This is a genomic window from Pseudomonas bijieensis (assembly GCF_013347965.1).
In the GTDB taxonomy this organism is placed as follows: domain Bacteria; phylum Pseudomonadota; class Gammaproteobacteria; order Pseudomonadales; family Pseudomonadaceae; genus Aquipseudomonas; species Aquipseudomonas bijieensis.
Genome location: NZ_CP048810.1, coordinates 237,438 through 259,904, shown reverse-complemented (window position 1 = coordinate 259,904; position 22,467 = coordinate 237,438). Strand labels below are relative to the sequence as shown.

General features: G+C 57.8%; 16 protein-coding genes and 2 pseudogenes. 6 read left to right on the top strand and 12 right to left on the bottom strand.

Annotated elements, in window-relative coordinates; genetic code table 11:
- Positions 1-40 precede the first annotated feature (40 nt).
- Positions 41-610: a DUF4291 domain-containing protein gene (locus tag GN234_RS00990; RefSeq protein WP_176687652.1), complete on the top strand. Its 570-nt coding sequence runs from the start codon at positions 41-43 to the stop codon at positions 608-610.
- Here GN234_RS00990 and GN234_RS00985 read toward each other — a convergent pair.
- Together GN234_RS00985 and GN234_RS00980 are read right to left on the bottom strand one after the other, a co-directional pair.
- Positions 599-874 carry a hypothetical protein gene (locus GN234_RS00985; protein WP_218950894.1) on the bottom strand — a complete coding sequence of 92 codons (276 nt, stop codon included), beginning with the start codon at positions 872-874 and terminating at the stop codon, positions 599-601. The genes GN234_RS00990 and GN234_RS00985 overlap by 12 nt on opposite strands.
- 68 nt (positions 875-942) lie before the next feature.
- On the bottom strand, positions 943-1,593 hold the full coding sequence (locus GN234_RS00980) for a hypothetical protein (protein WP_176687650.1): 651 nt from the start codon (positions 1,591-1,593) through the stop codon (positions 943-945).
- Positions 1,594-1,738: 145 nt separating this feature from the next.
- Between GN234_RS00980 and GN234_RS00975 the strand changes: the two are divergent.
- Positions 1,739-2,931: pseudogene (locus GN234_RS00975) on the top strand (IS4 family transposase).
- 39 nt (positions 2,932-2,970) lie between these two features.
- Here GN234_RS00975 and GN234_RS00970 read toward each other — a convergent pair.
- From GN234_RS00970 to GN234_RS00945, 6 genes are all read right to left on the bottom strand, one after another.
- Positions 2,971-3,558, bottom strand: a complete 588-nt coding sequence (locus tag GN234_RS00970; protein ID WP_233459512.1) for a transposase — start codon at positions 3,556-3,558, stop codon at positions 2,971-2,973.
- A 269-nt stretch (positions 3,559-3,827) separates the two neighbouring features.
- Complete coding sequence (locus tag GN234_RS00965; RefSeq protein ID WP_176687649.1) at positions 3,828-4,118, bottom strand: hypothetical protein; 291 nt, start codon at positions 4,116-4,118, stop codon at positions 3,828-3,830.
- A 261-nt stretch (positions 4,119-4,379) separates the two neighbouring features.
- Positions 4,380-4,874 carry a hypothetical protein gene (locus tag GN234_RS00960; RefSeq protein WP_233459511.1) on the bottom strand — a complete coding sequence of 165 codons (495 nt, stop codon included), beginning with the start codon at positions 4,872-4,874 and terminating at the stop codon, positions 4,380-4,382.
- Between the two features lie 177 nt (positions 4,875-5,051).
- Positions 5,052-5,315 carry a hypothetical protein gene (locus GN234_RS00955; RefSeq protein ID WP_176687647.1) on the bottom strand — a complete coding sequence of 88 codons (264 nt, stop codon included), beginning with the start codon at positions 5,313-5,315 and terminating at the stop codon, positions 5,052-5,054.
- A 785-nt stretch (positions 5,316-6,100) separates the two neighbouring features.
- Positions 6,101-6,373, bottom strand: a complete 273-nt coding sequence (locus GN234_RS00950; protein WP_176687646.1) for a hypothetical protein — start codon at positions 6,371-6,373, stop codon at positions 6,101-6,103.
- A 91-nt stretch (positions 6,374-6,464) separates the two neighbouring features.
- Positions 6,465-6,848 (bottom strand): SMI1/KNR4 family protein, encoded by a 384-nt coding sequence (locus GN234_RS00945; protein WP_233459510.1) that lies wholly within the window; start codon positions 6,846-6,848, stop codon positions 6,465-6,467.
- Positions 6,849-7,230: 382 nt separating this feature from the next.
- Between GN234_RS00945 and GN234_RS30255 the strand changes: the two are divergent.
- Both GN234_RS30255 and GN234_RS30250 read left to right on the top strand, forming a co-directional pair.
- Positions 7,231-8,337, top strand: a pseudogene (locus GN234_RS30255) (FIST signal transduction protein); the annotation flags it as partial.
- Between the two features lie 3 nt (positions 8,338-8,340).
- Entirely contained in the window at positions 8,341-9,258 is a 918-nt protein-coding gene (locus GN234_RS30250; protein WP_411828798.1) for a methyl-accepting chemotaxis protein, read from the top strand.
- Positions 9,259-9,826: 568 nt separating this feature from the next.
- Here GN234_RS30250 and GN234_RS00935 read toward each other — a convergent pair.
- From GN234_RS00935 to GN234_RS00920, 4 genes are all read right to left on the bottom strand, one after another.
- Positions 9,827-12,952, bottom strand: a complete 3,126-nt coding sequence (locus GN234_RS00935; protein ID WP_176687643.1) for a multidrug efflux RND transporter permease subunit — start codon at positions 12,950-12,952, stop codon at positions 9,827-9,829.
- A gap of 26 nt (positions 12,953-12,978) precedes the next feature.
- On the bottom strand, positions 12,979-14,133 hold the full coding sequence (locus GN234_RS00930; RefSeq protein WP_109753160.1) for an efflux RND transporter periplasmic adaptor subunit: 1,155 nt from the start codon (positions 14,131-14,133) through the stop codon (positions 12,979-12,981).
- Between the two features lie 70 nt (positions 14,134-14,203).
- Entirely contained in the window at positions 14,204-15,625 is a 1,422-nt protein-coding gene (locus GN234_RS00925; protein ID WP_176687642.1) for a diaminobutyrate--2-oxoglutarate transaminase, read from the bottom strand.
- Between the two features lie 108 nt (positions 15,626-15,733).
- Positions 15,734-17,797: a TonB-dependent receptor gene (locus GN234_RS00920; RefSeq protein WP_109753162.1), complete on the bottom strand. Its 2,064-nt coding sequence runs from the start codon at positions 17,795-17,797 to the stop codon at positions 15,734-15,736.
- A gap of 248 nt (positions 17,798-18,045) precedes the next feature.
- On the opposite strand from GN234_RS00920, the gene GN234_RS00915 reads away from it, so the two are divergent.
- Both GN234_RS00915 and GN234_RS00910 read left to right on the top strand, forming a co-directional pair.
- Positions 18,046-19,023: a TauD/TfdA family dioxygenase gene (locus GN234_RS00915; protein ID WP_176687641.1), complete on the top strand. Its 978-nt coding sequence runs from the start codon at positions 18,046-18,048 to the stop codon at positions 19,021-19,023.
- Positions 19,024-19,030: 7 nt separating this feature from the next.
- Positions 19,031-22,459, top strand: coding sequence for a condensation domain-containing protein (locus GN234_RS00910; RefSeq protein ID WP_176687640.1), 3,429 nt, complete (start codon positions 19,031-19,033; stop codon positions 22,457-22,459).
- Positions 22,460-22,467: the final 8 nt, after the last annotated feature.

Below are 22,467 nucleotides of genomic sequence, written 5' to 3'. Positions count from 1 at the left end.
ATATACTTCAGACCGGATGACTTACAGCGAGAAAAAAGCAATGAATCAAACCATTCTCCAACAAGTTCGCGCTGTTTATGACGATAAAACCATTCGTGTTTATCAAGCCTATTCCGATGCTATTGCCGACAGCGCGTTAACACACGGAACGTTTGTTTCGCCCCCCTTTAAAATGGAGCGCATGACCTGGATTAAGCCATCATTTCTTTGGATGATGTATCGCGCAGGCTGGGGATTCAAGGACGAAGGCCAAAAACGCATCCTTGCCATCGACATAACCCGCGAAGGTTTCGAGTGGGCACTGGCACATAGTTGCCCCAGCCACTCCGAACCCAACATGAGCCACGAGGAATGGAAACAACTCAAAAGCCGCTCCCCAGTACGTGTTCAGTGGGACCCGGAGCGTAATCTACTACTGCAACCATTGCCGTATCGCGCCATCCAGATCGGCCTCAGCCAAGAGGCCGTCCGTTTATATACTGGAGAATGGATTCAGCGAATTACTGACATAACACCACTGGCCCACAAAATCAATTCACTTGTGATAAATCAGCAGATGGATGAAGCTCAAAAACTACTACCTCCAGAGATTCTACTGCTAGGAATATGAACCAAAAGGCCCATATACCACTTTATTGTTCTGAATCGCCTCTTCAAACTCAAGCTGAGTTGGCAGAGACTCAAAGTGATCTGCCCACTGCTCTTTTATGTGCTCGAACCATTCTTCAGAGTTCATCTCATGGATTGGCTCCAAAATCTCAATTGGATACAGGCCATCATCAGAGAGCCGCTTTAGCACTTTCTGAGTAGCATCAACATAATCAACTCCAGACGCATAACAACTTACATATGCCCCAGAAAGATCAGACGGCATGATTGACGACTCAAGCGGTCGAACATGAAAAGGAATAATAAAAACTACCGCCACCTTTACGCCTCTATTTATAGATTTTTCGGATCGATGATACGGACCGTATTCGGCTTTATGGCACCCCTCAGCCATTGAAAATGCTCAGGAGTCCTCAGGCCAAATTGATCCGACGCCTTATTAACATCAACACTTAAAGGTGAACTTGGATATAGCCCTACATCGGGGGCCTTATCGTAGATGGCCGTAGCCCTTAGCCGCTCACGAAAGGACGCATCAACTTCCACCGCAGTAATAGTTGCCTTCCCCCCGCGATTCACCGATGCGAACTCCTTCGCTCTCTCCGGCTGACCGATATTAATGAAAAGTGCACGTTCATCACCTTTCTTAGTAGCAACGACTGGCACGGAGCCATCCGACGCGATGCGTGGAGCAAAATCTGCATCATCAACTCGATACAAAATAACCGTCTCGCCACTGCTATTTTCGACACTTTTACCACTTATATGCCTCACATACTGCTTGGCTCCATCCACCGCAGACATGACGCGACCAGCGAGCGTTTCTACACCAAAAACTGTACCACTAGCAAGGATGTCGGCGTTATCAGCTCGTACCCCTTTGGTCTGGTAGTAGTCGCCGACCTTTTCTATTGCGTAATCACGAGCCTGATCCAGCGCCGACCCGAGGATTGCCTGAGTAGCTATGTCGCGCATAGCCGCCATCGGCCCCATCACCGCAAAGAAAACGGGGACAGACCCTGAGGGATCCCCGAATTTTCTTACAGGAAATCAAGAAGTTGGAATATTGAAGAGACCTGCATGAGTCGGCAACTTGGTTTGCACCACACAAAAACAAGATCCCGAACCCATGCAGGCCATCCGATTTTTACACAGAGCGCTCGCTCAAGCACTTCCCTCTGTCCATTCCCGCCGTCTGACTACGTTGATGAGTTGTGTCAGTTCGTTACTGCAAGGCCGTCGTCTGACGCTGACAGGCCTGGGGCGGTCTCTACCTGGCCGGGCTTACCCCAAACATGCCATCAAGCGAGTCGACCGATTGCTGGGTAATCAACACCTCAGAGCAGAGCGTCCACTGTTCTACTGGGTGATGTTACGAGCGTTGCTGGGCTCGCTAAAACATCCGTTGATTTTGGTCGACTGGTCTCGAATTGATGCTCCAGGGGATGCTTTTTTGTTGAGAGCAGCGATCCCGCTGGCCGGACGCTCATTTCCCATTTATGAAAGTGTGCATGAGCGCGAGAGTTGCCCGAGCTACCAAAAACGCTTGCTTAATACACTGGCCGAACTACTGCCTGACGGTTGTATTCCCATCCTGGTAACTGACGCGGGTTTTCGGCGTCCATGGATGAAGGCAGTGGCAGCGCAGGGCTGGTATTACGTGGCTCGCATACGAAATCGCGAGCTTTATCGTCAGGGAGGTGCTGACTGGCAACCTGTGAAGAGCCTGTATGCTCTGGCCACTTCGTCACCCAAATCGTTGGGTCATGTCGAGATGACCCGTAGCGCGCCTCATTTCATTGACTTGTACTGTGTCCGTCACTCAGCCAAAGGACGTAAGCATCAACGCGTCACAGGTTCAATCGCCAAAACAAACTCAGCCGACAGTCCGCCAGACGAGAGCGTGAGCCTTGGTTGCTGGCGAGCAACCTGGAGCACTGCGAGTGGAATCCAGCGAAAATCGTCGCGATTTATAAAAGGCGCATGCAGATTGAAGAAGGCTTCCGGGATGTGAAAAGTGAGCACTTGGGGTTGGGGCTGAATCTGCATAGAAGTCATTGTCCACGGCGCATCGAGGTGTTGCTGTTGATCGCAGCTTTGGCTAATTACCTCATCTTCCTGACAGGGCTGCTAGCACGTGAAAGCAAATTGGAACAGCGTTATCAAAGTAACAGCCTTAAAGATCGGCGAGTGCTTTCGCTGTGGCGCTTAGGGCTGGAGTATTGGCGTTGCTGCACGGACTTTGGCGGACGAGAGCATTTAGAAAAACTCGAGCAGGCCCTGCGCGACGAGGTGCATTATCAGGCGCAGAGCCTGGAGTAAATTTGTGGGGATCCCTCAGGGACAGACCACGTTTTCCAACTAAGACAGTGGTCGCTTTCCAGGACGTCCAGGATGGCCTCGCTGAGCTCGCCGTCCGATCACTGCTTCAATTTCATTAGCAAATCGAGAGCCACCAAGCACATAGTTACCATTAGTGGCGGCCCGAATCTGGTCAACCAGCCCCACCCCCAGCTCGTTTCTAAAAAGCTCCCTGTAAGCTTCGGCAGTCGATGTATTTGGCCCTCCAAGCGACAGATACTGAGCATGCGGGGTAATAAAATACGAAAACTCTGATTGTGCGTTAGCACGATAACTCGACCAACGATACTCTGCCGGATGCGTTACCATTCTAGCCCGGACAGGATTCATTTCTATATAACGATAGCAGGCCAAAACATAGCTTTCACTTTGAACAAGGCATGAACGAAAGCGCCCCTCCCATAGGGTCCCACTGCGTCCATATGTACGATTCACGTACTGCATATATCTCTGCCCTATTCCCTTCATAAGCGAACCCGCACTACTTTGTTCTTGAGGGCTGACTAACAAATGCACATGATTACTCATCAAACACCACGCATGAACCTCACATCCACTTTTGCTGGCTTGCTCAGCGAGGAGTTCCATATAAAAAAGATAATCATCGTCCGAGAAAAAAACAAACCGATCGATTATTCCCTCGCTGAATTAAATGCAAGGGTACGCCCGGTATCAAGACGCGTGCTCTGCGTGGCATATGGAGAGTCCTTTCATACAAGTCGGACCGAAAGCTTAGCCAACCTAAGAAAAGACATCACCCTTTTCTATTTCCTACTGTTTCAGCCAATCAAAATACTTCACAGAAAACGTGGCCTGCCCCCGCCACCCCTTCAGCCTTAACATTTTTACTACACGGACTAATTGAAACTTACAACTAATTTCGAAATGCGCCCCATCAGTCCAAACAAGTCTTTTATCCCCGCACTTGAAATGACGTAATATTCCCCGGTAGTTTCGTACCTTGAGATCTGCTGCCTAATCTCCGCCATCACATCGTTTGACAGGCAGGAAAAGACGCTTACAACTTCCTTATCGGAGTATTTTTCTGCGGCGCGAATTATTGCAAGTGCCAATTTTGACTCTGGAAAATTCAGCACTTTGCAGTCTTCAATAATCTGGCGAACTTCGTTGAACAGTTGGGATTCCATAACTAAAGCCCTCTATCTCTGCGTAACTGCCATACAGCCTGCAAGTCGGACCGAAAGCTTAGCCAACCTAAGAAAAGACATCACCCCATTCTATTTCCTACTGTTTCAGTCAATCAAAATACTTCACAGAAAACGTGGTCTGTCCCTGAGGGATCTCTAATAGACCATAACCTCCAACTAAGACAGTGCGTACTACAGCAGATACCCTGCGAAAAACTTGGTCCACGCTGCCTCAAAGCTGCCAACGACAAGCGGCTTTCGCTATATAACAGACTGCAATGAAATCGCCATCTCCAATGCAACCTTTGAGTAGTTAACACCACCATCAGAAGCCGGCTGCTGCTTCAACTCATCTAACGCATATACAACACTAGCTTTGTAACCAGGCCGAAACAACCGAACGTCTTCCCTATCATTGACATAAATACCAACAGCTCGCACCGAGCCGTCTTTTAGCTCTAAATCAAGCATATTATTCGCTTGATGCTTATCTTGCCCCGCAACATAAGCCCGCAAAATGACGCCAGAAATGAATAACAGCGGCATTTGTCCTTGGCGGATGCTATCCCACCAATCTGCTGATCCAAAAAGCCCATAGGTTCCTTTAAGCCCCATAAGCGGGCGAGTTTTATCCAATGTTAAAGCTTGAGCCAAAGATACTCTTTCGTGATCTCTTTCCAAGTCATGCTCAAGACGATAAATCAACCTCATTGAATTATCATCTTCGCTCAAGCTAAAAATAATTGGAGAACTCATCCATCCAACCCTCAAAATAAATAATATTTTTTATCGCCAAACTCAAAATCTACTTGTGCGCAATGCTTTACCCGACAATCGCTAGCATTCTATTTGGCCTTTAAATAGCGTAGTAAAGCGTTAATAGCACTACTTCAAGTAAGCTAGAATTTTACTCCCCGTCCAGCCCTCTTGATTTTATTCTACGACCAACTGCCAATCTCCACTTCTTGCCTCTTCTTGCGTCAGATCCACAACATCTCTTATTTCAAAAGCCTTTTGATCAAGATTCGACTGTTGATTTAGCATCTTACGCTCACAAACTATCGTCAGAGGCAGTCGAACCTTATCACCAGAAACCGGATAAAATCGCTTTCCGACAACATCAACATTTGAGTTACAGCCTATACAAGCGAGGATCGCAACTCCATCTGACAACTCAAATTTTTCAACTACGGTCATTGTAAACTTCATTTATTAGAGCCCTATCTCTCTGTTGCCTTCTGACTTCTCAAGTGCGTTGGTCACCGTGATTCAACCTGAAAAATCTCGCCATTGACAAAACCTATCATCACAACCCTACCAATAACAATCGTAATATAGTCCTTATCACGCTTGACATGTCAGTAGTCAATTCGCAGCTCACCTCGCTTACCAAAGTTAACAATACGGGCCAACTTAAACCCCATTGGAAGTACCTTATCTCGAATCAACTGAGAAACCGCATCTTCTAGATGCGTCAGGTGTAACCAAGTTCGCTGAAATGTGAATCCAGTACGGTACGTTTTCATGCGTATCTTCGTCTGAGATAGCGACGGAGAAAGTCATGCCACCAAGGGATCCCTTAAAATAATAACCATCAATGTAATTACTGCTCTCGCGCTCTTCCCTATCATCAACGCCTAGGGTGTCAAAGAATTTTTTCGCAAATGGTCGCAGTTCCACGCATCCAGGGTGCATACCAAGCAGGTTTACATATTGCATTGAATTCAACCTCTAGGAACGATTGGTTTCCAACAATTGACAACCGGGGGTCCCTCAGGGTCTGCCCCTTCCGCCCTCGATCAAATGTAACATGGGAACACATCACGATTATGAGACGGGCCAATCACAGGTGAGCTATCGAGCCCCATCTCCGCCCCCTTCCACTACGAGTTGTGATTTTTTAACATCAACCACCCTGTTTTTTTCGTGCATCGCCTCCCCTTCCTGATAGATCTGCTTAAACCGATGTATCTTATAAATAATCAGAGCTTAAGCACTTGACTCCAAAGTAGATTTTGCGCATATTCACGCGCCTCGCTCTCCGATTCAAATGTAACAACATCATTTCTAGAAAGAGCTTCTTTCCACGAAAAATTTTCGTCGCCAAATGCACGTTTCACATGTGCTCTAACCCCAATAAAAAGGGTTGGATTTGAGGCTAGATGCACACGCAAAATTGAAACAGCCTCTCCTTCGGAATAACCAATCGCCACATTAAAATAATTAGCTAACACATACTCTACATACTCGTACATTACGTCCTCACATGTAGCGCTGCGCGCCACAAATTAGAAGCAAACGAGCTAAATCACACTCTAATGGACAGGCTATTTCGAGCGCAGCGCACTAGAGCACACACCCCTTGCTAAGCCAACAAGCCAACGAATTACTAATCATCTCAAAATCATCTGAATCCATGCTACCTTGCCCCACCAAATAAACACATTCACTTGTGAAAGAAATTAATATGGAACGACCACCACTATCGTCGCCTATCGCAAGACAACCTGGAGCATAAGTGCTCACTTCAAGAGTCTCGTTCCTCTCAACAAGTTCATCAGAAGAATAGACGACCACGCCACTTTGCAATGAAAAGCCGTTAGCCGAGCGAAGCATTTGCACATAGGACTCTGGCAGTTTCATATGAAATTTTCTTTGTAACTCAGCCAACTGGATACCAGATACAGCTTCGTTAACTACAATAACCCCTTTAATATTCGAGACACTCATTTCAACACCCAAAGCATCACAGTTTTTATATCTAAACTACTCCGAGCAAATCCCGACACAGCTTTTTGTTTGTTCACGAGTTGTCTCTGCAAAAAGGGCGATGACGAACCAGTTCTCCTCTCACGCCAAGGACTGGTTATGACGTCCATAAAAAGTAGCAAGAGGCCATCACCGAAGCATAGCGGCTGCCATTTTTTCGTCTAGAGGTCAGAGACTGTTTTTTCATCGCCCCTTCCCTGGCACCTATACGAAAGTCGCTAACCAACAGACGGAGCAACCCCCAACCAAAAGCCCCTATGGGCCACCCCCGCAAATAGCACAAGCTCACGCCCATACCCCCCAGCCGTCATACGCCTCACGTCGCGCTCAACCGAGTCCAGCCATGAACCTACTGAACCTCTTCAACAAAGCCCGAGCCCGCAACCAGGGGACGGTCAGCGTGGTCTGCACTGCCGGTGAACTTGACCAGACGCTGGCCAACGTACGCATCACTCCCGTGTTGGTCACCGGGTTCGTCTCCCCTCACCTGGACATCGACCGAGTCGCTGCCAAGGTCAAGAAGCGCTTTCCCAACAGCACCATCAGCCTGTGCACGACCTCGGGCGAGTTGTGCAACGGTGCGAACACGCTGTATTGCCAGACCGGTGAAACCTGGGACCGGGTGGTGCTGCAGCTGTTTGACGCCAGTGTGATTGTGTCGGCCGAGGTGGTGATGGTGCCGCTGGAGTGCGAGGACATTCGCGGTGGCGGCAAGCGCCTGGCCATGCGTGAGCGAATCACCAGGTTGGTGAATAACATCAAGCAGGCGCAAGTGAGCACGCCCATCGATCATCGCGATACCTTGGCCTACGTGGTGTTCGATGGTCTTTCGGCCTCCGAGTCGTTCTTTATGGAGGCGCTCTATGAATCTGGACGTTTCCCTTGCCTGTTCGTCGGCGGGTCGGCCGGTGGCAAGACGGATTTCAAAAAAACCCTGATCAGCGATGGGCAGCGCAGTTATCAGAACCATGCGCAGATTGTCTTCCTGAAAACCGCGGCGGATGTGCGCTTCGGGGTGTTCAAGAGCCAGAATTTCCAACCTGCCGGGCTGACGTTCAATGTGCTGACCGCGTCGGTCGAAGACCGCACCATCGACCAGGTCATCGACAGCCGTGGGAACATCAAGAGCATGGTCCAGGCACTGTGCGATGCATTCGAGTGCAGTGCTCAGGCGCTGGAAAAGAAGCTGGCCGATTATTCATTCGCCATCCGCGTGGGCGATGAGCTGTTCGTACGCTCGATTGCCCGTATCGACTTTCAGCAGCAGATCATCCAGCTGTTCTGCGATGTGGCGCCCGGCGAAGAGCTGGTGATGGTCAAGCGCACGCCCCTTCGCGAGGCGACCCGGCTCGACTACGAGAAATTTCTCAAGGGCAAGGGCGGCCGTCCGGTGGCCGCCATTCTCAACGACTGCATCCTGCGCCGGCTCAACAACAGCAGCGACCTGGGCAGCATGGCCGGTATTTTCGGGGATGTGCCCTTGGCCGGCTTCTCGACCTTTGGCGAAATCCTCGGCTTGAACCTGAACCAGACGCTCACGGCGATTTTCTTCTTTCGAATCACCAAGGGCGCCAGTTTCGTCGATGAATACGTCGATAACTTCATCGCCCACTATGGCGAGTTCAAGGCGTTTTTCCTGCGCCGTCAGGTCAAGAAGCTGGCGGGCCTGAACCATGTGGTGGTCAAGCAGATCATGGCGTTCAAGATGAATGACTTCAGCAGCGCCTTGGACACTCGCGGCCTGGACAATACGATCCTGCCGGTGTTCGACGGCCTGACGGACCTGGGCCAGGTATTGGCTCACGCCAGCCAGCAGCAAGCGCAGATCGCAACACAGATCAAGCATTACTCCGGCGAGCTGCACCTGTCGATGGATGACCTGACGGGCACGATCGACCGGCAAAACAACGTCGCCGAACAGGCCGGCACGACTGTCGAGCAGCTTGCCACCCAAGCGGGGGAAGCGGTGGTCGGCGCCCGGGCGCTGGCCAGTTCGAGCTTGCGTATCCAGTCGATCGTACAGGTTATCCAGCAAATCGCCGGACAGACCAACCTGTTGGCCCTCAACGCCGCCATCGAAGCGGCGCGCGCCGGTGAGATGGGCAGAGGGTTTGCGGTGGTGGCGGACGAGGTTCGCAAGCTGGCGGAAATCACCCGCAAGAATGCCGCGGAAATCGGCGTCGACATTGACCTGCTCTCCACGGAGATCCAAGGTGTCGCCCAACAGATCGAAGACCAGTCCATCGCCGTGAGCGCCCTGCGCGAGATGCTCGATGCCCTGGAAGACTCGAGCCGCACCACCGAAGGCACGGCGCAACGTACGAAGGCTATCGCGGACACCTTGACCGGGCTGACCCACGCCAATGCCTGAGGTCGAGCACGACAGGATGGCCCGACTTGGTGACAGGGTTCCAACAGGTCCGCGTGGAAGACCGATAGCACCGGCTTACTGACGGGCGAGATCGCGCGTCCGCCGCAGATCCCTGTGAATGCGGGCTTGCTCGCGATAGCGGCGGGTCAGTTGGCAGTGATGTTGGCTGTGCCGGCGTCATCGCGAGCAGGCTCGCTCCCACAATGGTTCCGAGGCGTTCACAGAATTGGAGTCCACCGCAAATCCCTGTGGGAGCGGGCTTGCTCGCGAAAGCGGTGGGTCAGTTGACAGTGATGTTGGCTGGCCGGCGTCATCGCGAGCAGGCTCGCTCCCACAATGGTTCCGAGGCGTTCACAGAATTGGAGTCCACCGCAAATCCCTGTGGGAGCGAGCCTGCTCGCGAAAGCGGTGGGTCAGTTGGCAGTGATGTCGGATGTACCGCCGTCATCGCGAGCAAGCTCGCTCCCACAGGGTTTGGTGATCACTGCAGAGACCTTGAACGACTGCCTGGGGCTCGGTGTTTTCCAACGCCGGAAGTGCCTTCCACCCAGCTCGAATCAACGGGATGTCACGCGCCCTCCTCGATCGATGCACCACGGCGGCGACGCAAGCGGTTCGCGACGGACAGCACCTGAACGTAAAACACCGGCACGAACAAAACCCCGAGCACGGTCGCTGCCAACATGCCGCCGACCACGCCGGTGCCGAGCGCTCGCTGGCTGGCAGCACCGGCACCGCTGGCGAACGCCAGGGGCATCACTCCCAGGATGAAGGCCAGGGAGGTCATGACGATCGGTCGGAACCGCAAGCGTGCAGCTTGAGCCGCCGCTTGTGCAAGGCTGGCGCCCTCAGCGTGGAGGGCCTTGGCAAATTCGACGATCAGGATGGCGTTCTTGGCGGAAAGACCGATGATCGTGATCAAGCCCACTTTGAAATAGACATCATTGGGCATGCCCATCACTGTCACCGCCAATACCGAACCGAGCATGCCCACCGGCACGATCAGCAGCACGGCAAAGGGAATCGCCCAGCTTTCATACAGGGCGACCAGCACCAGCAAAACCATGGTCAACGACAACCCTACCAACAGCGGCACCTGATCGCTGGCCTGTTGTTCCTGCAACGACAGCCCCGCCCATTCGAGACTGAAACCGGCCGGCAACTGCCGGGCGATGTCCTGCAACGCCTGCATCGCCTGCCCGGTGCTGTAGCCCGGCGCGGCATCCCCGGAAAAACGCAGCGATGCCGAGCCGTTATAGCGAGCGATCTGCAACGGTCCGACCTGCCATTCAAAACGGCTGAACGCATCCAAAGGCACCAGGCGCCCCTGGCGGTTGGGCACTTGCAGGCGCAGCAGCGCTTGCGGCGTCTGCCGGCTCATGCCATCGGCCTGGATGATCACCCGCTGCATCCGTCCCTGATTGGCGAACTCGTTGATCTGCTCCGAACCCAGCGCCGAGGACAGCGCCGCACTGATCACATCGAAACTCACCCCCAGCGCCTCGGCCTTTTCACGGTCGATGCTGACGTTGATTTGCGGTGCATCGGCCAGGCCATCCTCCATCAAATGGTCAATCACCGGCGAGGCCTTGGCTGCCTCGAGCAATTGGTTGCGCGCCTTCAATAGCGCTTCGTGCCCCTGACCCGCCAGATCCTGCAAGCGCAACTCGAAGCCGCTGGAGGTGCCAAGACCGTCGACTGGCGGCGGCACCACGCTGAACAACGTGCCATCGGCGACCTCTTCAAAGGCGTCGTTCGCGCGTCGAGCCACCTCGTCGCTGGCCTGCCCGCTGCCGCGCAGCGACCAATCCTTGAGGGTGACATACGACAACGCCGCATTGGCGCCCTCCCCGGAAAAACTGAAACCCATGATCGCCAACACCTGGTCCGTGGCTGGTTGCGCCAGGGCATATCGCTCCCATGCCTGGACCGTCACGTCGGTGCGCGCGGCCGATGCGGCGGGTGGCAGCTGTATATCGGTGACGATGTACCCCTGGTCCTCCGCAGGCAGGAACGAGGACGGCAGCCGGGCATAGGTGAAGCCGAGTACCAGCAGCAACACCAGGTACAGACACAGGCTGCGGCTACCGCGTCGAACCCAGCTCGCGCCCAGCCGCTCATAACGCTGGGCCAGGGCCTCAAAGCGTCGATTGAAAGCGCTCGCCCAGCGGTTGGGCCGGGTCGGGTGCGCCGGGTCGAAAGGTTTGAGCACGGTGGCACACAGGGCCGGCGTCAAGGTCAGCGCCAGGAACCCGGAGAACAGGATCGACACCGACAAGGCCACGGCAAACTGCTGGTAGATCACGCCCACCGAGCCGCCCATGAACGCCAGCGGCAGGAACACCGCCGCCAACACCAGGGTAATGCCGACAATCGCCCCGCTGATCTGCCGCATGGCCTTGCGGGTCGCGGCCTTGGGCGACAGGTGTTCTTGGGCGATCAACCGCTCGACGTTTTCCACCACGACAATGGCGTCGTCCACCAGGATCCCGATCGCCAGCACCATGCCGAACAGCGTCATCATGTTGATCGAGAAGCCCAGCGCGGCCATGACCGCGACCGTTCCCAGCAGGCAGACCGGCACTACCACCGCCGGAATCAGCGTATAGCGCAGGTTCTGCAAGAACAGCAGCATCACCAGGAACACCAGGACCATGGCTTCGACCAGGGTGTAGATGACTTGCTTGATTGCCACCTCGACAAAGTACGAGGTGTCATACGGCACGCTCAGGACCATGTTCGCCGGCAAGGTGCTCGACAGCTGTGCGAGCCGCGTCTTGATCGCCTCCGCCGTTTGCAGTGCGTTGGCGCCCGGTGCCAGTTGCACCGACATGGCCGCCGCCGGCTTGCCGTTCAGGCGCGCGTCGAAGCGGTAGTCCTTGCGCCCCAGCTCGACCCGCGCCACGTCGTGGATTCGTACGCTGGAACCGTCGTCGTTGGCCCGCAGCACAATGTTGCCGAACGCCTCCACCGATTCGAGCTGCCCTTGTACCATCACCGTGGCGGTGATCTGCTGGTCGGCTGGCCCCGGCCGTTCACCCAGGCTACCAGCCGGCACCTGTATGTTCTGCCCCGCGATGGCTCTGCCGACATCGGCCATCGACAGGTTGTAGCCCACCAGCCGCGCCGGATCGACCCAGATCCGCATGGCCCGTTCGGCGGTGTACATCTGCACTCGTCCGACCCCGGCCACCCGGCGAATTTCGTTGTTGATGGCGCGGGCGGCATAGTCAGCCAACCCGACGGAGTCCTGCTGGCCATCGGTGTAGGACAAGGCATACACCAGGAGGAAGTTGGAACGTGCCTGCTCCACTTCCAGCCCTTGCTCGATCACCGCCTGGGGCAAGCGGCCGACCACTCGCTGCAAGCGGTTCTGCACATCGACCTGGGCCATGTCGGGATCCGTGCCCGGCTTGAAGGTGATGGTGGTTTCGGCACCGCCGTTGGCGCTGTTGGATTCGTAATAGATCAAGCCCTTGAGGCCGTTGAGCTCCTCTTCGATCAGGCTGGTAACGTTCTGGCTGACAATCAGCGCCGAGGCCCCCGGATAGTTGGCGCTGACATTGATTTGCGGCGGCGCCACGTCCGGGTACTGGCTGACCGCCAAGGTGCCCAGAGTCAGTACGCCGGCCAGGGCGATGAACAAGGTGATGACCCAGGCAAAGTTCGGACGGTTGATGAAAAAATCCGGCATCGTTTTCTTCCCTAGGCCGCTGGCCGTCAGTTACGAGCCTGTTGCTCGGCCAAGGTAACCACGTGGACCTGCGTCCCCGCGCTGAGTTTGTCGGCCCGCTCGATCACCACCTGCTCGCCCGCCGCCAGCCCCTGGGTGATCTGCCAGTCGGTGCCGAACATCGCACCGGTGCTGACCACCCGTTCGCGCACCACACCAGCGACATCCACCAGCATCAACCGGGCCTGGCCGTCGGCACCGCGCTGTACCGCCTGCTGTGGAACGAACAGCGCTTGTGGGTCGACCCCTGCCGGCGCCACCACCCGCACGTACATGCCAGGTAGCAGCACGTTGTCCGGGTTGGGGAACTCGCCGCGCAAGGTCACTTGCCCGGTGCTTCGGTCCACGGAAATATCGGAAAACATCAACTTGCCGCGTCGGGTCTGGGCGGGATTGCCCACCTGTACCGTCACCTCGGCCGCACCGCTGCCATCGAGGGTCAGGCGCCCACTGGCCAGCGCCTGCTGCAAGGCCACCACCTGATCGGCGGATTGGGTGAAGTCCGCGTAAATGGGGTCCAGTTGCTGGATTCGCGCCATCTGCGTCGCCTCGTCCTGCCCCACCAGCGCGCCTTCGCTGACCAGGGCTCGACCGATGCGGCCGCTGATCGGTGCGCGCACCTGGCAGTAATCCAGGTTGAGCCGGGCACTGGTCAGGTCGGCCTGGGCCGCCAGGCGATTGGCCTGGGCGCTCTTGAGATCGGACATGGCTTCGTCGAACGCCTGCGGGCTGACGGCGCTGATCTCCACCAGTTGCTTGAAGCGCTGCACCTGGGCGTTGGCCCGATAGACATCGGCCTCGACCCTGGCCAGCGCACCTTCGGCGCGCATCAGCGCCGCCTTGAGCGGCGCCGGGTCGATGCTGAACAGCAACTGGCCGGCCTTGACGTCACTGCCCTCCTGGAAGTGCCGGGTCAGCACCACACCGGCCACCCGCGCGCGCACCTCGGCGATGCGCACCGGCTCGATCCGACCGGGCAAGTCAGTGCTCATGGCAAACGCTCGCGGCTGGACCGTCAGAGTCTTGACCTGCGGCAACGCCGCACTGGGCCTGGCGCGCGGTTCCTGGGCACCACAGGCGCTTAACCCAAGCACCAGCAGCAACAGCGAGGCGGGTTTCAGCGAGGCGAAATTTTTCTGCATTGTTATTCCCTGCCCCATGAAAAAAAGGCTTGCCGATGGCAGTCGGCAAGCCCTGGACATCGGTGGATGATTAACCCGCAGGACGCTCGTTGATCGTGCTCGCGGCCTGGAACAGGATTTTCGCGACAAAATCGATTTCCTGCTCGGTAATGATCAACGGCGGCAGCAAGCGCACGGTCGCGCCGTGACGTCCGCCCAGTTCAACGATCAATCCGTGCTTCAGGCAGGCCTGCTGGAAAGCCTTGGCCCGGGCCGTGTCCACCGGCGGATGCCCCTGTACATCGAGGGTGCCCTGCGGATCGACGATTTCCATGCCAAGCATCAGGCCGCGACCGCGCACATCGCCGATCCAGGCGAACTCGCTTTGCAGTGCCCGCAGGTGTTTTTGCAAGTGCGCGCCCACCGTTTCGGCGTGCTGGACCAAGCCATGGTCACGAATGAAGCGCAAGGTCGCGGTGCCCGCCGCCATCGCCAGCTGATTGCCACGGAACGTGCCGGCGTGGGCACCCGGTTGCCAGACATCCAGCGACTCGTGATAGACCATGACCGACAGCGGCAAGCCACCGCCAATGGCTTTGGACAGGGTGATGACATCCGGCGTGATGCCCGATTGCTCGAAGCCGAACATCCGCCCACTGCGGGCGATGCCGCACTGGATCTCATCGACGATCAGCGGGATGCCATGGGCCTGAGTCAAGCGGCGCAGCTCCTGCAGCCAGCGGTCCGGCGCGGCGATCACCCCGCCCTCGCCCTGGATCGGCTCCAGGATCATCGCCGCCGGTGCGGTCACGCCACTTTCCGGGTCGTTGAGCAGGTGCTCCAGATAACGCACGTTCAACGTGACCGCCTGATCGCCGGCCACCCCGAACGGGCAGCGGTAATCATGGGGGAACGGCAGGCGCTGCACACCGGGCATCAACGCGCCGAGGGCGTTTTTGGGCGACAGGTTGCCGCTGATGGCCAGCGTGCCCAGGGTCATCCCGTGATAGGCCCCTTCGAACGCCAGGACCGAATGCCGCCCCGTCGCGGTACGGGTCAGCTTGAGCGCGGCCTCGACCGCATCGGCCCCGCTCGGGCCGCAGAACTGGATACGTGCATGGCGAGCGAACTCGCTGGGCAGGCACGCGAAAATCTCTTGGACGAATGCGTCCTTCACTGGTGTCATGAGGTCCAGGGTATGCATCGGCACACCAGCGGCCATGACCTGGGTGATGGCTTCGATGATCACCGGATGGTTGTGCCCCAGCGCCAGAGTGCCGGCACCGGCCAGGCAATCGACGAACACTTGTCCGCGACTGTCCTGCACATAAATGCCATGGGCCCTTTCAAGCACCAGGGGAATGCGTCGCGGGTAACTGCGGGCGTTGGATTCCTGCTGTTGCTGGCGTTCCAGCAACGGTGTCGAATCGAGGCAGTAAGGACTCGACAGGCCGGTGTGCAACAGGCGTAGCTGTTGCGCGCCACCCGCTGTGACATTCGAAAAAGCACTCATGATTTCCTCCATGGAGGCTGGGTTTGGAAGGGAACAAACAGCCTGGAAACACACATCCGGGAAGCCGCAAACCAGGCGCGGGGAGATTGCCTCCCCGCGCCCATGGGTTTACATGTCGTAACGCAGGATCATGCCGAACGTGCGCGGTGCGCCGACGTCGATGATGTCGTCGTTGCGATTGTTGGTGACGTACTCCTTGTCGAACGCATTCTTGACATAGGCGGACACGGCGACGTTCTTGGTGACTTTGTACTCGGTGTTGAAGTTCACCAGCACATAGGCGTCGCTCTTACGCTCGCCACTGACTTTGCCGTTTGAGTCGAATTCGTACTCCGAAGGCGCGGTGCTCTGATAGACAATGTCCGTGCCGAATATCAGGCGATCGTCGAAGCGATAGACACCACCCACCGAGGCCTTGTATTTAGGCGAGTAGAGGAACGATTCACCGCTCCTGTCCTGGCCATTGTCAGCGACGAAGTCCTTGTATTTGCTGTCAGTAATGGCACCACCGACGTTCAGGGTCAGTTGTTCGGTGATGTCTTTTTCGACGAAGACTTCCAGGCCCTTGATGTCACTGCGACCGGCGTTGTAGATATCAATGACGTTGCTGCCAGACTGTCGCACGCTGACCTGTTGGTCTTTCCAGTCGGTGTAGTACAGGTTGGCGCGGGCGCGCAGGGTCTTGTCGAAGAACGAACCGCGATAGGACAGCTCGTAGTTGGTGGTGTATTCCGGGTCGTAGGCCTGGTGACCGCTACCGGAGCGCAGGTTGACACCACCACCGCGATAGCCCTTCTGCACCATGAATCCGAGGTACTGGTCCGTGGCCAATTCATAGTCGATGCCCAGTTTCGGCAGCACGGCATCAAACGACTTCTTGATTTTCTCGGGAACGAAACGGCCGTCCTCCTCGATATCGGTATTGTTCGTCTCGTGGTCGTAACGCAGGCCGGTGATCAACGTCCAGCGCGGCGCGAACGTCCAGTTGACTTCACCGAACACCGCCTTGTTTTCAATCTTGGTATCACCTTTGACGGTACGCACCAGCACGTCATCGAACAGCAGCCGGTCGTGGAACTTGTTGGTGTTGTGGCCATAGTAGGCGCCGACGAAACTCTTCACCGTGTCCGAGGCGTAATTCAGACGCAGTTCCTGGCTGAACAGGTTCCCGTCTTGCTTACGCAGAACGACCTCGTTGTCCACCGCATTCTGGTCAAAATCCAGACGGTTGCTGTAGTCCGTGCTGGTATTGGCGGTCATGCTGGTCAGCGACCAGGCATCGTTCAGGCGATAATCCACCTTGGCGCTGAGGGTGTCTTGCTTGAGGTTGTCGAAGGCTTCGGTATTGGACGCGATGTCGTAATAGCTCGGCTTGCCATCGGAACCGCGCATCGTCGAGCGGTCACCCTGGCGGTGTTCGTTATGGGCATACGTCAGCAAGACGTCAGTGTCGTCATTGGGCAGGATCAGCAATTTACCGCGCGCGTTGCTGGTGCGATGCGGGTTGGCATCTTTATCGAGCGTGGTGTTGCGGATGTAGCCGTCACCGTCGGAATAATCCACGGCAATACGCCCGGCGATCTTCTCATCCACGATCGCCCCGCCACCCGCCACGGCCGCTCCGTGCTCACCATAGTTCCCCACATTGGTTTGCGCCGAGAAGGAAGGCTCGAAGGTTGGATTTTTGGTCTGGATAACCACCGCACCGGCCAGGGAGTTACGACCCTGGGTGGTGGACTGTGGACCCAGGAATATTTCGACCTGCTCGGCATCCCAGAGCGGGACCGGGCTGAGGGTCAGCGCGCGGTTCGGCTGCACGGCACCGTCGACATACACCGATACCGCACCGTTGAGGGCCGCCGGGCCCTGGTCGTCGAAACCGGACACCGGCACGCCACGAATACCCCAGTTCTCATTGCCGGCCTGGCTATAGACGCCGGGCGTACGGGCAAAGACATCCACCAGGTCCTTGTCGCCATGCTCACGCAGGTTCTTGTCGGTGACGACCACGACGCTGGATTGGGTTTTCTCGAGCGTACGGTCGATTTTTTCACCCGTCACGGTGATGGGAGCGATCTCCATCTTGCTCGCTTCTTCAGCCGCCCATGCGCCGTTGCTCAAGCCGATGGCCGACCCCACAGCCAACGCAATTGTGTTCTTTTTGAAATTCACGCCCCGCTCCCCTGCGACAGATATTTTTAGGTTTTTTGAGCTGGCCGAAGGCTGTTTGGCGCCAGCGGAGCGGAGTCTAATCCAAAAAAAAAATTAAATAAATAGTATTGATAATCCATCTCATTTGTACCTAGTATGTCGTCTTGTATTGATCTGGATACATTACAGACGAGTCCTACACACCCGACCGCTGCCCTGCTTTCAAGGTCCTGTGACTGGTCGAAGAAGACAAAAGAGGATGCACAAGGATGACCTCAATCGAACACCTGAACGGGCGTTCCGAGCTTTTTTCAATGGCGCCCACGGATGCAAGCGCGCAGTCGTTACCCGTGCTGGTACAGGCGGCACCGGGACAGTCGATCCACGATCTGGACGCCTCGATCCGCGACGGCCTGGCCCATGCCCTGACCACGGTAGGCGGCGTGTTGTTCCGCGGTTTCACCGTCGCCACGCCCATCGATTTCAAGCGCTTCGCTGCCAGCTTCGGTGCACCGCTGGCCAGTTACGAATTCGGCTCCACGCCGCGCAGCAAAGTCTTCGCCGGGATCTATAGCTCCACTGAGTACCCGGCCCATCAATTCATCCCGTTGCACAACGAGCAGGCCTACACCCGGCCCTGGCCTTCGCGCATCTGGTTCCACTGCATCAAGGCCAGCGAAACCGGTGGCGAGACCCCGATTGCCGACAGCCGCCTGATCTACCAGCGCATGCCTGCCGAGATTCGCGAGCTGTTCGCCAGCCGCGAGTTGCTCTACGTGCGCAACTACAGCGGCGCCCTGGACCTGCCCTGGGAGAAAGTCTTCAACACCCAGGACCGTGCCCAGGTCGAACGCTATTGCCAGGACAACGACATCGAGTGGGAATGGAAAGCCGATGGCGACCTGCGCACCCGCCAGCGTTGCGCCGCCGTGCAGCAGCATCCCGAGACCGGTGAGTGGGTCTGGTTCAACCAGGCGCACCTGTTCCACGTATCGGCCATCGAACCGAGCGTACGCGCCAGCCTGCTGGCGGCGGTGGGTGAAGAGAACCTGCCGCGCCATGTCTATTTCGGCGACGGCTCGCCGATTGCCGACGACATGCTCGACACCGTGCGCGAGGTCTACCGCGAGACCGCCATCAGTTTTCCCTGGCAGCCCGGCGACGTCCTGATGCTCGACAACCGACTGGTGGCACACGGTCGCAATCCTTTCACAGGTGACCGCAAAGTCATCGTGGCCATGGCGTGAATTGCACATGTTTTCATTCGAACATTGGATCGACGTGCTGGAAGCCAACGCCCAGCACTTCCCTCAGCGTGCCGCCCTGCATTTCCTGCCGGACGGCGTAGAGATCGGCGAAACCCTGACCTTTGCCCAACTGCACGAGCAATCCCGATCCCTGGCGGCCGCGCTGCAAGCGCGTTATGCAGCGGGCGACCGGGTGTTGCTGATGCTGCCCAGCAGCCTCGACTACGCCCGCGCCTTCTGTGCCTGCCTGTATGCCGGCTTGATTGCCGTGCCGTTGTTTCCGCCGCCGTCGCGCAAACCGCGCCATCTCGACCGCGTCCGCAACGTGGTGGTGGATGCCGAACCGGCGCTGATTCTCGCACCGGCGGACTATTGCGAAGGCTTGCTGGAACTGGTGGAGGGCCGCGTCGAGGTGCTGACCGTACAGGACCTGGGCACACCCCCGGCCGGCCAGTGGCAACGCCCGGCCATCGATGGTTCGACCGTGGCCTTCCTGCAATACACCTCGGGCTCTACCGGCTCGCCCAAAGGCGTCGAGGTGCGTCAGCGCAACCTGATCGCCAACGTCGAACTGATGCGCCAGGCGTACGGTTTCGACGAACACGGCGCCATGGTCAACTGGCTGCCGCTGTACCACGACATGGGTCTGATCGGCGGGATGCTGGCCCCGCTCTACAGCGGCATGCCCTGCTATCTGATGGCGTCCCAGACGTTCGTCAATGCGCCGTCGACCTGGTTGCAGGCGCTGAGTCGCTACCGCGCCACCGCCAGTTTCGCCCCCAACTTCGCCTATGCCCTGTGCAACCGCGTGGTCAGCGATAGCCTGATCGCACAGCTCGACCTGAGCGCCTGGAAACACGCCATCAACGGCGCCGAACCGATCCACCCAGGCACCCTGGAAGCCTTCGCCCAGCGCTTTGCCGCATGCGGCCTGAACCCGTTGGCCATCAGCCCCGGTTACGGCCAGGCCGAAGCCACCCTGTGCGTCAGCGCCACACCGGCCGACGCGCTGCCGGTGGTGCTGCGCCTGGACAAAGCCGTGCTGGAGACCGGCCGCGTGGCCCTGGCGGCCGCCGATGCCGCCGCCGTGGAGTTCGTCGCCTGCGGCTACCCGCAAGCCTTGCACAGCATCGCCATCGTCGACCCGCAAACCTTTGAGCGCTGCGCTGACGATCGCATTGGCGAAGTCTGGCTCAAGGGCCCAAGCAACGCCGAATCCTATTGGAAGAACCCCACGGCCACTCGCGAAGCCTTTGAAGCACAGATCATCGGCTCATCGGAACATTACCTGCGCTCCGGCGACCTGGGCTTCATGCACGAAGGCCAGGTGGTGATCTGCGGGCGGCTCAAGGATCTGCTGATTCTCAACGGTCGCAACCTCTACCCCCACGACATCGAATTCGCCATTACCGACGCCGAGCCGGGCATCCGTACCGGGCGCATCGCCGCCTTCTCGGAAATGGACCCGGCACTGGGCCGCGAGAAACTGGTGATCGTCGCCGAGCCGCAACGCAAGTTCGTCGACCCGGCCCATCACCCGGCGCTGTTCGCGTCGATGCAAAATGCCGTGCGCGAAGCCGCCGACTGTGGCATCGACCAGATTGTGCTGGTGCAAGCCGGCACCATCCCGATGACCACCAGCGGCAAGATCGCCCGTCAAGGCGCGCGCAAACAATTGGCCGCGGGCACCCTGAGCATCATTGCCCAGAGCACTGGCGCCCTCGCCGACGATAGCGAGGCCGTCGACCTTGACCAGCTCAAGCGCCTGGTAGCCGAGGCATCGCACCTCGCCCCGGCGGCGTGCCGTCAGTGGTTGGAACAGACGCTGCGCCAGGTCAACCCGTATTTCTCGGCGAACGTCGAGCTCAGCCTGGTAGGCCAGGGCCTGGACTCCATCGGCCTGGCCGACTTCGCCGCTCGCTTGCACCGGGACCTGGGCTGGAGCCTCGATACCCAGGATCTGTTCGGCGAACAAACCCTCGGGCAATGGGCGCAAGCCTTGCAGGACTTCCTGGGACAGGCGTCGCCAACCTCCGAGACCTCGAGCGAGCGCCTCGACACCCAGCAGGGTCGTCAGTCTTTCGCCCAGAGTCGCCTGTGGTTCCTGCGTCAGTTGAACCCGGACGACACCCAGCACAACCTGGTGCTGCACCTGCATCTGCAAGGGCCATTGGACGTCGAGACACTTGCACTGCGCCTGAACACCCTGGTCGAGCGCCACAGTGTCTTGCGCACCGTCTACCGCGACGGTGTCGAAGGCCCGCAACAACGGGTGCTGCCGGCTTCGGCGGTCCGGCTGGCGCACCATGACTTGCGTGACCAGAGTGAGGCGCAGCAACAGCAGGCACTGCGCGACCACCTGGCCAACGAACACGCCACACCTGTGGACCTGGAGGCCGGCCCCGTGCTGCGGGCGCAGTTGCTCAGCCGCGATGACCAGCACCATGACCTGCTGCTGACCCTGCACCACATCGCTTTCGACGGTCGCTCGGCGCAAGTGCTGTTGGCGGAGCTGGCCGGCTCGGCAGATGCCTCGTCGCCGGTGCAATACCTCGACTTCGCCCAATGGGAAGCTCGGCACTGGAGCGAACAGCGGATCGCCGCCGAGCAGGATTTCTGGCGCGCGCACCTGGCCGGCATGCCGCAGTCGCTGGACCTGGGTGGCAACGGCAAGACCCAGGGCCAGCACAGCCTGGACTTCAGCGTGCCCCAGGCCAATTGCGAACGGCTGACGACGCTGGCCCGCGAGCAAGGCATGACCTTGTTCATGCTGTTGCTGGCCTGCTACCAACTGGTGCTCAAGCAACTGGGCGGCCAGCCGCAATTCCTGCTGGGCACCGATGTCAGCGGCCGGCCGCTGGCCGAGCACAACGACGTCATCGGCTTCTTCGTCAACCAGTTGACCCTGCGCTGTGACCTGCGCGGCGAACCGACCCTGGCCGGTTTCCTTGGGCAGGTGCGCGATGAAGCGCGCCTGGCCTACGCCCACCAAGGCCTGCCTTTCGACCTGGTGGTCTCGGCCCTGGCGCCGCAGCGCCGTCCCGGTCACTCGCCGCTGTTCCAGGTCAAGCTCAACTATCAGCCGTCGCGGGTGGCCCCGACCGCCATCGCCGGCGCGCACTTGTCCGCGCTGGACGTGGCACAGGCACCGGGGGATTTCCACCTGGTGCTCGACCTGGTGCACGGCAGCGAAGGCCTCGCCGCGACCCTCAAGTATCGCGGTGAATACTTCGATCAGGACCGTGCCTCGCGTCTGCAACACCTGTGGACGTGCCTGCTGGAACAGCTACACAGCCTGCTGGACGAGCCATTGCCGGCGCTGGCCGAACGCATCGACAGCTGGGACCAGGCCTTCGCCCGCGAGCGGCAACAGTCCCAGGCGCTGGCCGGTCGCAGCCAGCTGATGCAAGCCAAACGTCGCTCCTTGTCCCTTTAACCGAGTCG

What these genes read in the sequence shown, in the direction of transcription:
- GN234_RS00960 (WP_233459511.1), bottom strand. Translation starts at nt 4,874, where the DNA reads ATGAGTTCTCCAATTATTTTTAGCTTGAGCGAAGATGATAATTCAATG.
- GN234_RS00950 (WP_176687646.1), bottom strand. Translation starts at nt 6,373, where the DNA reads ATGTACGAGTATGTAGAGTATGTGTTAGCTAATTATTTTAATGTGGCG.
- GN234_RS00935 (WP_176687643.1), bottom strand. Translation starts at nt 12,952, where the DNA reads ATGCCGGATTTTTTCATCAACCGTCCGAACTTTGCCTGGGTCATCACC.
- GN234_RS00965 (WP_176687649.1), bottom strand. Translation starts at nt 4,118, where the DNA reads ATGGAATCCCAACTGTTCAACGAAGTTCGCCAGATTATTGAAGACTGC.
- GN234_RS00910 (WP_176687640.1), top strand. Translation starts at nt 19,031, where the DNA reads ATGTTTTCATTCGAACATTGGATCGACGTGCTGGAAGCCAACGCCCAG.
- GN234_RS00955 (WP_176687647.1), bottom strand. Translation starts at nt 5,315, where the DNA reads ATGACCGTAGTTGAAAAATTTGAGTTGTCAGATGGAGTTGCGATCCTC.
- GN234_RS00985 (WP_218950894.1), bottom strand. Translation starts at nt 874, where the DNA reads ATGCCGTCTGATCTTTCTGGGGCATATGTAAGTTGTTATGCGTCTGGA.
- GN234_RS00925 (WP_176687642.1), bottom strand. Translation starts at nt 15,625, where the DNA reads ATGAGTGCTTTTTCGAATGTCACAGCGGGTGGCGCGCAACAGCTACGC.
- GN234_RS00945 (WP_233459510.1), bottom strand. Translation starts at nt 6,848, where the DNA reads ATGAGTGTCTCGAATATTAAAGGGGTTATTGTAGTTAACGAAGCTGTA.
- GN234_RS00990 (WP_176687652.1), top strand. Translation starts at nt 41, where the DNA reads ATGAATCAAACCATTCTCCAACAAGTTCGCGCTGTTTATGACGATAAA.
- GN234_RS00915 (WP_176687641.1), top strand. Translation starts at nt 18,046, where the DNA reads ATGACCTCAATCGAACACCTGAACGGGCGTTCCGAGCTTTTTTCAATG.
- GN234_RS30250 (WP_411828798.1), top strand. Translation starts at nt 8,341, where the DNA reads ATGGCCGGTATTTTCGGGGATGTGCCCTTGGCCGGCTTCTCGACCTTT.
- GN234_RS00980 (WP_176687650.1), bottom strand. Translation starts at nt 1,593, where the DNA reads ATGGCGGCTATGCGCGACATAGCTACTCAGGCAATCCTCGGGTCGGCG.
- GN234_RS00930 (WP_109753160.1), bottom strand. Translation starts at nt 14,133, where the DNA reads ATGCAGAAAAATTTCGCCTCGCTGAAACCCGCCTCGCTGTTGCTGCTG.
- GN234_RS00970 (WP_233459512.1), bottom strand. Translation starts at nt 3,558, where the DNA reads ATGGAACTCCTCGCTGAGCAAGCCAGCAAAAGTGGATGTGAGGTTCAT.